General features: G+C 36.6%; 14 protein-coding genes. 6 read left to right on the plus strand and 8 right to left on the minus strand.

Going from position 1 to position 13,781, the window contains the following annotated elements; translation table 11 throughout:
* Position 1: 1 nt before the first annotated feature.
* The gene (locus BOQ62_RS17460; RefSeq protein WP_129041498.1) at positions 2-2,224 is read right to left on the minus strand and encodes a peptidase domain-containing ABC transporter; all 2,223 of its coding nucleotides are present in this window, start codon (positions 2,222-2,224) and stop codon (positions 2-4) included.
* A 488-nt stretch (positions 2,225-2,712) separates the two neighbouring features.
* On the minus strand, positions 2,713-3,198 hold the full coding sequence (locus tag BOQ62_RS17465; protein WP_129041500.1) for a hypothetical protein: 486 nt from the start codon (positions 3,196-3,198) through the stop codon (positions 2,713-2,715).
* A gap of 419 nt (positions 3,199-3,617) precedes the next feature.
* On the opposite strand from BOQ62_RS17465, the gene BOQ62_RS17470 reads away from it, so the two are divergent.
* Together BOQ62_RS17470 and BOQ62_RS17475 are read left to right on the plus strand one after the other, a co-directional pair.
* A complete protein-coding gene (locus tag BOQ62_RS17470; protein ID WP_129041502.1) occupies positions 3,618-4,025 on the plus strand; it encodes a 5-fold beta-flower protein in 408 nt (135 codons plus the stop codon).
* A gap of 170 nt (positions 4,026-4,195) precedes the next feature.
* Positions 4,196-5,995: a POTRA domain-containing protein gene (locus BOQ62_RS17475; protein WP_129041504.1), complete on the plus strand. Its 1,800-nt coding sequence runs from the start codon at positions 4,196-4,198 to the stop codon at positions 5,993-5,995.
* A gap of 13 nt (positions 5,996-6,008) precedes the next feature.
* Here the strand turns inward: BOQ62_RS17475 and BOQ62_RS17480 are convergent, their stop codons facing one another.
* The gene (locus tag BOQ62_RS17480) at positions 6,009-6,833 is read right to left on the minus strand and encodes an anti-sigma factor domain-containing protein (RefSeq protein WP_129041506.1); all 825 of its coding nucleotides are present in this window, start codon (positions 6,831-6,833) and stop codon (positions 6,009-6,011) included.
* Positions 6,834-6,839: 6 nt separating this feature from the next.
* On the minus strand, positions 6,840-7,409 hold the full coding sequence (locus BOQ62_RS17485) for an RNA polymerase sigma factor (protein WP_228406987.1): 570 nt from the start codon (positions 7,407-7,409) through the stop codon (positions 6,840-6,842).
* 90 nt (positions 7,410-7,499) lie between these two features.
* Between BOQ62_RS17485 and msrB the strand changes: the two genes are divergently transcribed.
* The 4 genes from msrB (at position 7,500) to BOQ62_RS17505 (ending at position 10,332) form a co-directional block, all read left to right on the plus strand.
* Entirely contained in the window at positions 7,500-8,015 is a 516-nt protein-coding gene (msrB, locus tag BOQ62_RS17490) for a peptide-methionine (R)-S-oxide reductase MsrB (protein ID WP_129041508.1), read from the plus strand.
* A gap of 118 nt (positions 8,016-8,133) precedes the next feature.
* Positions 8,134-8,703, plus strand: coding sequence for a fasciclin domain-containing protein (locus tag BOQ62_RS17495; RefSeq protein ID WP_129041510.1), 570 nt, complete (start codon positions 8,134-8,136; stop codon positions 8,701-8,703).
* A gap of 78 nt (positions 8,704-8,781) precedes the next feature.
* Positions 8,782-9,492 carry a ferritin-like domain-containing protein gene (locus tag BOQ62_RS17500; protein ID WP_129041512.1) on the plus strand — a complete coding sequence of 237 codons (711 nt, stop codon included), beginning with the start codon at positions 8,782-8,784 and terminating at the stop codon, positions 9,490-9,492.
* 24 nt (positions 9,493-9,516) lie between these two features.
* Complete coding sequence (locus tag BOQ62_RS17505; RefSeq protein ID WP_129041514.1) at positions 9,517-10,332, plus strand: ferritin-like domain-containing protein; 816 nt, start codon at positions 9,517-9,519, stop codon at positions 10,330-10,332.
* 461 nt (positions 10,333-10,793) lie between these two features.
* Here the strand turns inward: BOQ62_RS17505 and BOQ62_RS17510 are convergent, their stop codons facing one another.
* The 4 genes from BOQ62_RS17510 to BOQ62_RS17520 form a co-directional block, all read right to left on the minus strand.
* Positions 10,794-11,252, minus strand: a complete 459-nt coding sequence (locus tag BOQ62_RS17510; protein ID WP_129041516.1) for an organic hydroperoxide resistance protein — start codon at positions 11,250-11,252, stop codon at positions 10,794-10,796.
* A 45-nt stretch (positions 11,253-11,297) separates the two neighbouring features.
* Entirely contained in the window at positions 11,298-11,747 is a 450-nt protein-coding gene (locus BOQ62_RS23505; protein WP_228414266.1) for a hypothetical protein, read from the minus strand.
* Positions 11,744-12,595, minus strand: coding sequence for an epoxide hydrolase family protein (locus BOQ62_RS17515; RefSeq protein WP_228414268.1), 852 nt, complete (start codon positions 12,593-12,595; stop codon positions 11,744-11,746). Before BOQ62_RS17515 ends, BOQ62_RS23505 begins: the two co-directional genes overlap by 4 nt.
* A 274-nt stretch (positions 12,596-12,869) precedes the next feature.
* On the minus strand, positions 12,870-13,676 hold the full coding sequence (locus tag BOQ62_RS17520; RefSeq protein ID WP_129041518.1) for an SDR family NAD(P)-dependent oxidoreductase: 807 nt from the start codon (positions 13,674-13,676) through the stop codon (positions 12,870-12,872).
* Positions 13,677-13,781: the final 105 nt, after the last annotated feature.

Here is a 13,781-nt window from a genome sequence, read left to right on the forward strand (position 1 = left end):
ATTATTTTCCTAGTTCTAATTGATTTTTAACTAAATTAAAATAGGCTCCTTTTGACCTTGTTAAAGTCTCATGAGTTCCTTGTTCAACAATACATCCTTTATCCATGACAATGATATTATCGGCATGTACCACGGTGCTTAGTCTGTGCGCTACAATAACCACAGTTCGGCCCATGAAGAAGCTATTCAGATTTTCAACAATTAGTCTTTCATTGTTGGCATCCAGTGAGTTGGTAGCTTCATCCAGAAATATATAATCAGGTTGTCTGTAAATAAGGCGTGCTATGAGCAAACGTTGTTTCTGTCCTTCACTAAGTCCGGTTCCATCTGTTCCGATTAAAGTTTCGTAAGAAAAGGGCAGGCTTTCTATATAGTCTTTCATATTGACCATTTTACATGCGTTTTTTACTCTTTGCATATCTTTCTCTGAGTTTCCGATCCAGATATTGCCGGCTATTGTGTCTGTGAAAATAAATGAGTCCTGCATGACGGCTCCACAATTTCTGCGTAAACTTTTTGTGGTGATCATTTCGAGATCTTGCCCACAGAAACTAATCATCCCTTGCGTAGCCGGGAAAAACTTAAGCAGGAGCTTGAGAAGTGTTGTTTTTCCGCTTCCGCTCATTCCTACGATGGCGGTTACTTTTCCTGCGGGTATAGTCAGATTAATGTTCTTTAATACTTCAGGAGATAACTTGCCATAACGGAAATAAACGTTCTTTAATTCTATTGTACCAGGATTCCCTTTGGATAGCACTTGACTTGAATAGGCATCTTCCGTGGGTTCATATTCCACTTCTGAGATACGCTGCAGACTGAACTTTGCATTCTGCATAGAGCGGATAAAATCTGATAGCTGATTGATTGTACCGTTTAATGCTCCATACATATACGTAATTGAAAGCATAGCTCCAAGTGACAGATTTCCGCTGATGACCAGAGAAGCGGTTAGAAATGTTGTTGATACTCCGGCTGCTTCATTGATAAACAGGGCAACTCCCTGTATTCGCTGATCTAGCTTCAGACTTTCCATCTTAACCGTGTAGGTTTCTTCCTGCATTGCTTTCCAAAGCTGGTTTTTTTCCATTTCTGCGCCAGTCAGTTTTATTTCCGTCATCGCCTCAAAAGTTTCTATCTGATGGCGTTGGGTATTGGCCAGCAAGCTGAATGTACGCTGATCCAGACGTCTTCTTTTTTCTTCAAAAAAATTAGTCCATAGCACACTGATAATACCGGCCGATAAAAATAACAGGAAAAGTTTCCAGTTGTAGTAGCATAATAATCCGCCATTTACAACAAGAATTATAGCGGAAAGCCCCGCGCTGACACAGTGTTTTGTAAGAAACTCTTCAATCCTCTGATTATCATAAATTCTTTGCAGATTATCTCCGCTGCTTCTGTATTCGAAGAAGGAAAGCTTAAGCTGCATCAGCTTATCTATAAATTCATAGATTAGTTTAATACTAATACTCATTCCTACCTTAAAAAGTAATCTGCTGCGTAGAAAATCTATAAAGATCCTTCCGGTAAACAAGAGAAGTTGACCAATGCAGATCAGAGATAATATTCCAATATCTTTTCGGGTAATCGCTTTATCCACAACAGCCTGAGTAAGCAGCGGAATGGCTAATGTTAAAAGTGTAGCGGCCAAAAGTGTCCCTATAATAAAGGATATGTTTTTATAATGATGATCTATTCGTTTTAATAAAGAAAACAGACTGATTGGAGGGTCTGGTAAATCTTCTACCTGATCAAAAACTTCTGTAGTTTCTAGAAAGAAGGCAATTCCTTTGTCGTCTTCTCCGGGTAATTTCCAGTGGCCAAGAAAATCGTTGAGGGAGTAACGCATCGTTTTTCCAAGGGCCGGATTTCCCACATAAGCATGTCTTTCAGTAAGATGCCATAAAACAACAAAGTGGTTATGATCCCAATGAAGTATACAAGGCAGCGGAGCTTTTTCCAGCAATACTTTCTGGTTTATTTCTGCTGCTAATGTTTTGAATCCAAGCTGTTCTGCTGCATATTTTAAGCCTGATACAGAGGTGCCCTGACTGCGGACATCACACAGATCTCTTAAATGATTTAAGGATAATTCTTTTCCATAATAAGTGGTAATCATTTTAAGGCATGTAGGCCCACAGTCCATGGTGTCAAACTGTCGGAAAAACGGGTAATGCTGTCCTTTGAAGTATTGATTTATCCTTTGAAGTATTTTATTACTCATTTACTGAATGTATATTTATTTACATATGATTGAAAAAAAATTCTGTAATTGAATTGACTATCTTCAAGCAGAGTTTAGATCAAATTAATTAATGCAATTAAGTTGCAATATATGAAAATATTTATACTCTAGGATATTATTTTTGGTGTCAGCTTATTAAATAAAATATAATCAGTATTACGGAGTACATTATGCTGTTATTGGGGGCGCTTTAATGGCTTATACGTATAATGAAAGGAAACAGTATCTCTAGAAATGGCACAGTAAGACCGGAAACTAAATGATATATTCTTAGTGTATGAAACCGAGAATGTATAGAGGATATGCATAGAACTTGATTGTAGATTTATTCAAGTTTTAAGTTGCAAAGTTTTAGGAAAAAAGAGATCAAAATAAGCTTGTTGTACTTCTTAAACATTGATAATCAAAATACATTTAAGAAGTACAATAGCACAGCTGATTGGAGAAGTACTAACTTCTCAGTTGATCTATTTCTTTGCTTGCAGAGACAAATTATCTAAATAAACAGCCTGATGTACACCATTTAGTAAAACTTTCAGCCCCAAATGAGAATCCTTTTTCAAAGAGATCGTAAAAGTTTTTTTCTCTCCTGTTATTTTTGAAGGTTTAGTAATGGAAACATAAGTCTTTGGATCAGCCGGGCTGCTTACTGAGAAAAGCTCTAATGTTGTTTCGCCTCCATTATCCGAAAGGTCAAGAGAAAGAGTATAAGTTCCGGCTTTGATTTCCGGAGTCACCAGATACATATTTTCCCCAGGGTTGCTCATGGAGTAAAAGATAATTTTTTTATCACTTGCATACAACATGGCTTTTCCGGGTTGAGCGGTCCAGCATTTATTGATATCTTTCCAGGCATCAAAGTTTTCTACAAGAGCAGCTACTGGTTTGCACTGTGCATTTGCTGTTAAAAATCCTCCTATAACAGCCATTCCCGCAAATACGATTTTTTTCATGTACTATTTTTATTTATAATGAGTAAAAATAATATAAAAATATTGTATTGACTACGCTCATTGTATGATTTAAATTAGTTTTTGAGACCGCTCATAGAAGTAATTACAAGTAAATAATACCAAACAGGGTATTTCATTGGGTGTTTTGAATCTCGCGGGTTATTATTTTATTTCAGAATTAATTCTTTTCTTTTTGGAAAGAGAATCATAACTTAGATTTAAATAGTAAAGCTGCTTTCCCTTTTTTATTAAACCACAAAAGATTGAAACACTTAAGTGAGCTTCAGAGGATATCCTGATGCAAAATAAGTTCACATAAGTTTTTAAAAACTTTGATTTTATTCTGTGTACTAAAGTGTTTAAGAAACAAAAACTTTTGTGACTAAGTTTAAATAGCTTCACTATATAAAATATAAGAAATGAAAAAAATAATATTTTTTGCGATTATGGTTACAAATGTGGTCTTTACAAAAGCACAAACAATAGAATCCAGCAGCCGAAGTACTATTGGCTATATCAAAAGTGACGGAACCATCGAAAACAGCAGCAGAGCAACGATAGGGTATATCAAAAGCGATGGTACTATTGAAAACAGTAGTCGTTCAACCATTGGTTATATTAAAAATGATGGAACTATTGAAAATAGCAGTCATTCTACAGTAGGGTATGTAAAGAAAGATGGAACGGTAGAAAACAGCAGTCGCTCTACTTTAGGCTATATCAAAGATGACGGAACTGTTGAAAATGCAAGCCGTAGTACGATAGGCTATGCCAGAGGTATTCAAAAAGAATGGGCAGCAGTGGTGTATTTCTTTTTTAAGCTTTAGATGGAATTTTTATAAATCATGGTCATTATTTTTAGCTATGATTTTACTCTAGAGATTAAAATAGTAAATAAAATAAGCTATACATAGAAAAATTTTCTAGATGTGGTAGGCCTTAAAGCCTTATTGGCGTATAAATTGATACTACAAACTGAATTGAATTTTGATGACTAATGACTAGAACGACTGTAACTCTGATTTTCTTTTTAAGTGGTTTTTCCTTTTTAAATGCGCAGGAGAAGAAAGACTCGCTGTACTACAAAATAGAAGAGTTTTCGGATAAGAGAAAAGTGACTAAATTCATTCACCGCTTTATATTCCGTAGAGAACCGGATTCCACTTCTGTAGGTTCCAGAACAGAGAAACTTTCACAGGAGGCTTACAACAAAAAGCATATCAGAAATATCAGGATAGAAACCATAGATCCTTTTGGATACAATTCTAAAGATAGTAAAGAAAGATCAAGATGGTATGATTGGGTTGCAGATCATCTTCATGCCAGTACCAAAAAATCTACAGTTGATAATTATCTGCTTTTTAAGGAAGGAGAAGAATACAATGCGCAGAAACTTTATGAATCTGAACGTTTGCTGAGAACCATGCCTTTTATAAACAGAGTGAATATCAGTGTTTCAGACAGTACTTCCAGCAAAGATTCTATTGATGTAGTGGTAAAAGTTCTTGATTCCTGGAGTCTGAAACCGAGACTCAGCTATTCAGGAAGTAAGATCGGTTTGGGAGTTACTGAAGAAAATGTATTGGGATTAGGTCATACCTTCGATTTCCTTTACAGAAATGATTCCAAAGAGCATCAGAATTATCTTTTAGGAAGCTATACGGCTTATAACCTTTTCGGAACTTATATTAATGCTCAGCTTCTTGGGGAAAGGGATTTTTATAAAAATGAAAGAATCAATTTTAATGTAAGAAGAGACTTTTTCTCACCTTTGACGAAATGGGCAGGTGGTTTCACTTTCGAATATTTTATGCGGCATGTTTTACTTCCCAACGAAACTGATACTACTTTTCCGGAAGTTCAGATTAAAGTCTACAACCAGGATTTATGGGGAGGGTATCAGATTCCCGTTTCATCAGATCCAAGCGAAAAAGTATCCAGCAATATTGCCATCATAGGGAGGTTTCAAAATTATCAGTACAAAGACAGCCCCGGAATTGATCAGTATAAATACTTTAGCTCTTACAACAGCTTTCTGATGTCTGTAGGGTTTATTCAAAGAAAGTTTTCGGTTCAGAGGAATATTTTCCAGTATGATCTTCCTGAAGATATAGCTTACGGTAATTCTGTGAATGTTATTGCAGGAGGCTTGTCAAGAAATAAAGAAGTGAATCCGTATGTAGGGATTTCTGCATCGTATGGTACTTTTACAAAGTTGGGCTATTTTACAGTGAAAGGGCAGTTTGGAAGATTTTTTAATGAAGACAGTCAGAATAGGGAATCTTTCCGATTTGATGCAACCTATTTTACGAATCTTATGGATTGGAAATTTGCCAAAGCAAGACATTTCTTTTCACCTACTTTAGCATTGGGAAATCCACAGCATAATTATTCTTATAAAGACAGAATTAATCTTTCTTCTGCAGATGAATTTCCTGTGTACAATTCGGATTATATCGGAACTAAGAAATTGGTTTTAAGATATCAGCTTCAGATGTTTGTGAACAAAACATGGAAGAATTTCCATTTCAGTCCTTATCTTACCGCTGCAGTGGGATGGCTGGGTATGCCAGACGATAAACTATTTAAAACAAAGGCAAATACGAAAATTGGAATTGGAGTGTTAATTAATAACCCATACCTGGTGTTCAACAGGATTCAAATTTCGTTTACTTATTATCCTCGTGTTCCTTTTGATAATAATTCGGTTTTTGATTTTAACAGTAACAGAAACAATCTTTTACCAATGAATAATTTTGCAACAGATGTTCCGCATTTTGTGAACTTTGGAAATTAATAATGGGAGTATTTTAAATAGCTCCCATTACAAACATATTTTCCATTGTAGGTACTTTGCTTCCGCCTTCTTTTTCGAGCGTAATGGCAAACGCCTGAGCATTTGATATATTCGCTAAAGCAATACTACTGTCTTTTTCTTCGGTATACATTCCTGCACTTACAGGTTTTCCGTGTTGGATAGCCCAAAGCTGGTATTGCATTCCTTCAGGAGCTTTTGGCAGCTTTTCAGCATTCAGATACACTTCTTTTGTTTTTTTATCCCAGAAAACCATTGCTTTTGCATCTGTATGCTTTTCTACGCCTTTTAGCATTACCATCTGCATATCAGGATTAGAGAACATATCAAGCTTCTGATTCATTCTTTTCATTTGCTGATTCTGCTGTTTTGCCTCTGCAGCCAGTAAAGTCATTTGTTTTTTATCAGATGACTGCGTATTCATCATGAATAAATTTCCGGCAACACTGATCAGGAACAACACAGAAGCTGCTATTGCATAAGGTTTCCAGCTCGTGTTTTTCTTAATAATTGTTCCTTCTATGTTGTTTTCTTTAAGATCTTTTCTTTCAGGAATATCTATAGAAAGAGCAGGTTTTATCTCTTCAACAATCTGCTCCTGCTGAATTTTATTCCAGATCTTAGATTTCAAATCACTTGGAGGTGTTACAGCCTGAGCTGTAGCCAGATGTTCCAAAGTCTTTTGTGCTTCTTCAAAAGCTGTTTTTACTTCAGCATTATTTTTCATCACACACTCCAAAATACCCGCTTCCTCAGGAGAAGCATGGCCAAGAATATAAGATTCTATAATTCCGGATGATATGTATTCTTTAGTGTTCAATTTATTTTATTGATAATCTTTTAGCAAATCTTTTAATTTCATCAGTGCATTTCGCATTTTCGTTTTTACCGTTCCCAGCGGTATCTTCAGTTTTTCGGATATTTCATTTTGGGTATATCCCTGATAATAAGCAAGATCTATAAGCTCCTGCTTGTCTGTCTCCAAACCTTTCAGCACGTTGTTAAATCCGATATAATCGGAAGAATTATTAGTGGTTGAAAGCTCTTTGGAATTATATACGAAATCTGGAAGTGATTGGTTTTTAAGTTCGTTCTGAAATCCTTTTGATTTTAAATAATCAATAGCTGTATTTCTGGCAATATTGATCATCCACGTATAAAATCTCCCTTTGGAAGCATCATACTGATGGATAGAATTCCAGATTTTAACAAAGACATCCTGAATAACTTCTTCAGTATATTCTTTAGATTGAACGATTCGGAGAATGATTCCGTACAGCGCACCAGAATAGTGGTCATACAGATAATGAAAACCGTTTTCGTTTTTTTCTTTTAATAAAACGATAAGTTCTTCTTCCGAATAGGTTGTTTTAATAGCGTTTATTTTTCTATCCAAATGTAGCAAAATAAAACATATTCCCAAAAAAATCTATAACAACTTTTATTTCGTACATGATTTTAAAGAAATAATTAAAAAATATTAAATATGAACACTTTCGTTTCAAAAACCATACTTGCCCTCTGCTTGGCACTCTCTTTCGGAGCTTATAAAGCACAAAGCTCACTTTTTAAAAGCAAAAATCCTTATTACTCCCACACTGCAGAAAATACTTTGAAAGTAAGCAATACTGAATGGAAAAAGATTTTAAAACCGGAACTCTATCAGGTTGCCAGAGAAGGAGCTACAGAAACTGCTTTTACCGGAAAGTACTATGAATTTGATGAAAAGGGAACTTATTATTGCGCCGTATGTGGTAATCCTCTTTTCATCTCAACGTCAAAATTTGCAACGACCTGCGGATGGCCTTCATTTTATCAGCCTATTCGTAAAAACAGTGTCAGATACAGAAAAGATACCTCATATCATATGGAACGTACAGAAGTACTGTGTGGAAGATGTGACTCTCATCTGGGACATGTTTTTGATGATGGTCCCAAACCAACAGGAAAACGGTTCTGTATGAATTCTATCTGTCTTGAATTTGTTCCGGGTAAAAAATAATTAACTCAAAATCAATTAGTTGTAATTGATTTTATTTTTTTTCAATCTAAAATAAAACCAACCTCGTAAATGACATTAAAAGCACAATTAACTATAATTAATTAAAAGAATCAACACAATGAACACACAATCAAAAATCACAGTTTTAGCAATGGTAGCTTTATCATTTGCTTTCAGCGGGAAGGTAACTGCACAAACGATGAAAGAAAAAACAGTAATGGTAGGAGGAGCACCAATGTATCCATCCAAAAACATTATTGAAAACGCTGTCAATTCAAAAGATCACAAAACCCTTGTCGCAGCAGTGAAAGCAGCAGGCTTGGTAGAAACTTTACAGAGTGCAGGACCTTTTACTGTACTGGCACCTACAGATGCGGCCTTTGCAAAACTTCCGAAAGGAACAGTTGAAAACCTTGTAAAACCTGAAAATAAAGCAACGCTTACGAGCATATTGACTTATCATGTTCTGCCAGGAAGATACAGCGCTAAAGAAATTTGGGCTGCTGTAAAAGCCGGAAACGGAAAAAGCATGATGAAAACAGTACAGGGAGAGGATCTTACTTTCTGGACCAAAGGAAAAGACCTTTACATTAAAGATGCTAAAGGAAATAGTGCGAAAGTGACTATTGCAGATGTGAACCAGTCTAACGGAGTGATTCATGTAATAGATACGGTTTTAATGCCATAACAAATTATAAGATTTCAAACAGCATATTTCAGTATGCTGTTTTTCTTCTTTTATCCTAACACTAAAAAAATTAATATTATGAAAAAACCAATTCAGGTTTCTAATCAGGGAGCAACCCTTGATACCAGCAGAAGAAACTTTTTAAAATTAGGAGGAGTAGGATTGGCTTTAGCGGGCCTTACCATCATTGGATGTAATGATGATGATGATTTCCAGATCATAGAAGAATCCAAATACGATTTGGGAACAGGAGATGTAGGGGTATTAAATTATGCCTATGCACTTGAACAGCTTGAAGCGGATTTCTATACCAAAGTAGTCAACAATTTTTATTCGGGAATTTCCACTATTGAAAAAGAAGTTTTTACAGACCTCTATCATCATGAAGTGATTCACAGAGATTTCTTTAAAGCAGCTATCAGCGGTGCTACAGACCATGTACTTCCCAAACTTGAGTTTCAGTATCCTAATGTGAATTTTAATGATCGTAGTTCAGTATTAGCTACAGCAAAAGCGTTGGAAGATACGGGCGTAGCAGCTTATAATGGGGCCGGAAAATACATTTCTAACGCTGCTTATCTTGTGATTGCCGGTAAAATAGTCTCTGTGGAGGCCAGACATGCCTCTGCCATCAGAAATTTGATCAATCCCGGATCTGCTGATTTTTCAGGAGATGATGTGATAGATGCTAACGGACTTGATCTTGCAAAAGAACCCAAAGACATCGTAATGGCTGCCGGAGCATTCATCAAAACACCTTTCACCTGGAAAGAAAGAGGTATTAATTAATCACTCACCTTAAAAAATTACATTATGAATATTCTTAGATTACTGGATAAGCTTTCCCACGATAAATTTTTCACAACGGAAGCTTCAAGACTGGAAACCATTACGAATATGTCATTATTCGGAAAAAAAGCAGCTACAGCAGCAGTACCTCTTGGGTTGGGAGCTCTGATGACGACTCCTGCCAAAGCAGAAACTACAGAAATAAAATTAACAGGTACTGCCTTAAAAAGTACCCTGACAGATGCCCTACAGCTGGCACTCGTACTGGAATATCTTGAAAATGAATATTACAGCATTGGATTATCCACACCAGGATTGATTCCTAACGGAGACAGAACTGTTTTTATGCAGATCTCAAAACATGAATCAGCCCACGTCAGCTTTCTGAAAAGTACACTTACTTCTTTAGGAACAACTCCGGGTACTAAGCCTACATTTGACTTTACAGCGAGTGGAAACTTTATGCCTTTTACAGATTATAACCAATTTCTTATTCTCGCTCAGGCTTTTGAAGATACCGGAGTAAGAGCTTATAAAGGACAGGCCGGAAATGTAATGTCCAATAAAGTGGTACTCCAGGCGGCATTACAGATTCACTCCGTAGAGGCCAGACATGCCTCACAGGTAAGAAGAATGAGAGCCAATAAAGGATGGATTGAGCTTGCCAACGGAGGAAACATGCCTTCTGCAACCAATCCTGTATACGCCGGAGAAGACAATGTCAACCAGGCAGGATATAACACAGGAACTTTATTTGGAGCAGCAGCAGGTTCTGCTGCTTATGACGAAATTTTAAGTGGCAGCGATGCTCAAGCTATTGCTTCATTGTTCATAGTTTAGTTGTGATTTGGATGATGATCAAGTGGTGCGCCCATTTTCGGAAAACCCGGAAATGGGCTTTTTTATGCCTTATTGAGGTGAAATTTTTTAAATGGTATAAAAAAGTTGAAACAAGCAGATTTATTACAAATAATCAGATTGTATGAGTGTACAGGATTGATTTCTACAGCTTTAATAAATAAAGTTGAGGTCAATGAAAAATCCCCAGTGGTCCTGGGGATAAAAACTAATAACCATGAAACTCAAATTAATGAGATAATCAAGCGGCAAATGTATTGAAAAAGATTCAAAATCCCGTTAATTTGAATTATTTTTTTTGATTTTTACACAAAATTTCTGCTTTTGTTATTTAGTAAATAGTATGTGGAATTGAATTCTAACTTCATTTAAAGAATAAAAACCTCCCTCACCAAAAAGGTAAGGAAGGCTTTTAATCAAAATGTATAATAGCATTTTGATAACTACACAACCACATCTATTTTTATATTAATATTCCCACGGGTAGCTTTAGAATAAGGGCATGTCTCATGTGCTGTTTCCACTACTTTTATCGCTTCATCTATTGGCAAACCTGGTAAATGAATTTCCAAATGAGCCTGCAGGAAAAATCCGCTCTCATTGGTTGCCAGATCTACAGATGTATTCACAGACAGCTCTGCGGGAAGGGAGATTTTCATTTTAGATGCTTCTAATTGCATAGCTCCGATAAAACATGCCGACCAACCAGCCGCTAATAATTGTTCGGGATTTGTTCCGTTTCCTTTTGCTCCGGGAGAAGTCAGTTCAATATCAAGTTTTCCGTCACTGCTTTTGGCTTTTCCGTCACGTCCTCCGGTTACTACAACTTTCCCGGAATAAAGTACTTTGCTGATGTTTACTATAGAAGTATTTTCTATCTCCTGAATGATATTTGATTCCATAATTTTTTATTATTTAGATTAAATGATATTTGTTGATATATTGTGTTAAAGCTTTTTTCTTACATCCTTGAATGCCGCTCTAAGTTCTTCCGTAAAGATCTGTGGTTGTTCCCATGCTGCAAAATGCCCACCTTTCGGAGCTTTATGATAATAATATAAAGTAGGGTAGGCTTGCTTAGACCAGCTTTCCGGAGCCTGATAGATCTCGTGAGGAAATACTGAAATGGCTACAGGAACTTTGATGTCTTTTGTTTTCTGTGCTTCAGAACTAAAATTGTTCTTGTTATTTTCCCAATAAAAACGAGACGAAGACGCTGCTGTATTCGTAAGCCAGTAAAGCGTAATATCATCCAGAATGGCATCACGGCCAATTATATTTTCAGGATGAAGGTCACTTTCACTCCACTCGGCAATTTTCTCATAAAGGAAAGCAGCTAAGGCACTTGGAGAATCCGAAAGTAAATATCCTGTTGTCTGGGGACGTGTTACCATCATTCCTCCATAAGCTGCGTTTCTTCCAAAAAAGAGCTCATTGCATGGTAAGCCTGTGCTTCAGAGGCGGAAAGTCCTGATGGGGCAGGATCTCCTGCATTAATCGGCTTTACAAGCTCAGCGGGGATTGTTGCAGGCATCGTTAGATGAATACCCAAAAGTCCTGAAGGAGCCTGTTTTGCTAAAGCATCAGAAATGACAGAACCATGGTCACCGCCTTCAGAAACATATTTCTTGTAGCCAAGTCTCATCATCAGTACATCCCAGGCACGGGCAACACGGTCAGGATTCCAGCCCAGTTCAGTGGGTATTTCTGAAAAACCATAGCCCGGAATTGCTGGTATGATCACGTCAAACGCATCATTTGCTTTTCCCCCGTATTTTACAGGATCTGTCAGAGGATCTATCGCATTAATAAACTCCAGTGGAGAACCTGGCCAGCCATGAGTAAGAATCACAGGTAATGCGTTGGACTCTTTAGAACGTACATGGATAAACTGAATATCAATGCCGTCAATCTTTGTTATAAACTGTGGAAGAGCATTCAGTTGAGTTTCTACTTTTCTCCAGTCGTATCCATTGCCCCAATAGGTGATCAGTTCTTTCAGCTGAGCAAGTTGAATTCCCTGAGAAGCATCTTTTACCGTTTCTTTATCCGGAAAACGGGTCTCAGAGATACGTCTTTTAAGTTCATCTAGCTGGGATTGAGGAATATTGATGTGAAAGGGACGAATACTGGTATCGGAATGTAATGATACAGCATTTGTGTGATGAGTCTGAGCTTTAGAAATTGCTGGAATATTCACTGTAAAAGCTGCTGCTAAAAATAAGGTTGAAATTGTTGTTTTCATTGCTTTATTATATTAGATTTTTGATCTGTTTTATTTTTGATGAGACAAAATTATACTCAGAAAAGCAGCTGGTAAATTGATAATTTGCTCAGATAGTCATATTCATGAGCGAAGTAGACATTGTGTAGGGTAAACAGGAAAGTTGTATAAATTAGGAAGCAATGTAAAGCACAAGCCAAGGAATATAGTGCAATTATTCAGGTTAATAAAAGAAAAATACGCTCCGTTTTTCTATAAAAACAGAGCGTATTTTGGGTTTATATTCTTTTGAATATTATCCGTGAGCTTCTACGGATATATCATTCCATTCTTCCCATACTTTTAGTCGCTGTTCGTAACTTTGTTTTACAAACGGAAGTGCTACTTTACCCAGCAATAAACGTAAAGGAGGATTTTCAGTTTCCACCAGTTTGATCAATGCAGGTGCTGTGGCTTCTACCTCCCCGAAAGATGTTTCAGCTTCTGAGAAAGCCTTTTTAACACCATCATAAACCGGGTTGCTTTGGGTATTAATTCCTGTATGCCAGATATTGGAAGCATAGCCATTAGGTTCTACCAAAGTAACATGAATACCAAATCCCTTCACTTCCGTTGCCAATGTTTCGCTTAACGCTTCCAATGCAAACTTGGAAGCATTATAAAGCCCCATAGTAGGTAAAGTTGCCAATCCTAAAATAGAAGAAACCTGAATGATATGACCACTTTTCTGATCCCTCATGATAGGAAGTACAGCTTGTGAAAGCCACAGTGTTCCAAAGAAATTCGTTTCAAATTGTGCTCTTGCTTCCTGTTCGTTCGTTTCTTCAATGGCACCTGTTAAAGCATAGCCTGCATTATTGATTAGAATGTCTATACTGCCAAAATGCTGATGAACTTTCTGAACCACAGCTAGAGATTCTTCCCTTTTATCCACATCTAAAGTTAAAGTCAATACAGAATTTCCATATTTTTCTTTTAAATCATTTAGGGTTTCTACATTTCTGGCTGTTGCCGCTACTTTGTATCCTTTTGCTAAAAATGCTTCTGCCCAGGCTTTTCCGAAACCTTTTGATGCGCCTGTAATTAAAACTGTTTTTGACATTGTTTTGTTTTTTTAATTGATTGTTATGATTTTATTTTTATGAAGCTTTATTTTAAATGACCGATCGGTCATATTTTGAGTAAAAAAAATTAAACCCTGTTTTCC

This window comes from Chryseobacterium sp. CH21 (genome assembly GCF_004119445.1).
In the GTDB taxonomy this organism is placed as follows: domain Bacteria; phylum Bacteroidota; class Bacteroidia; order Flavobacteriales; family Weeksellaceae; genus Chryseobacterium.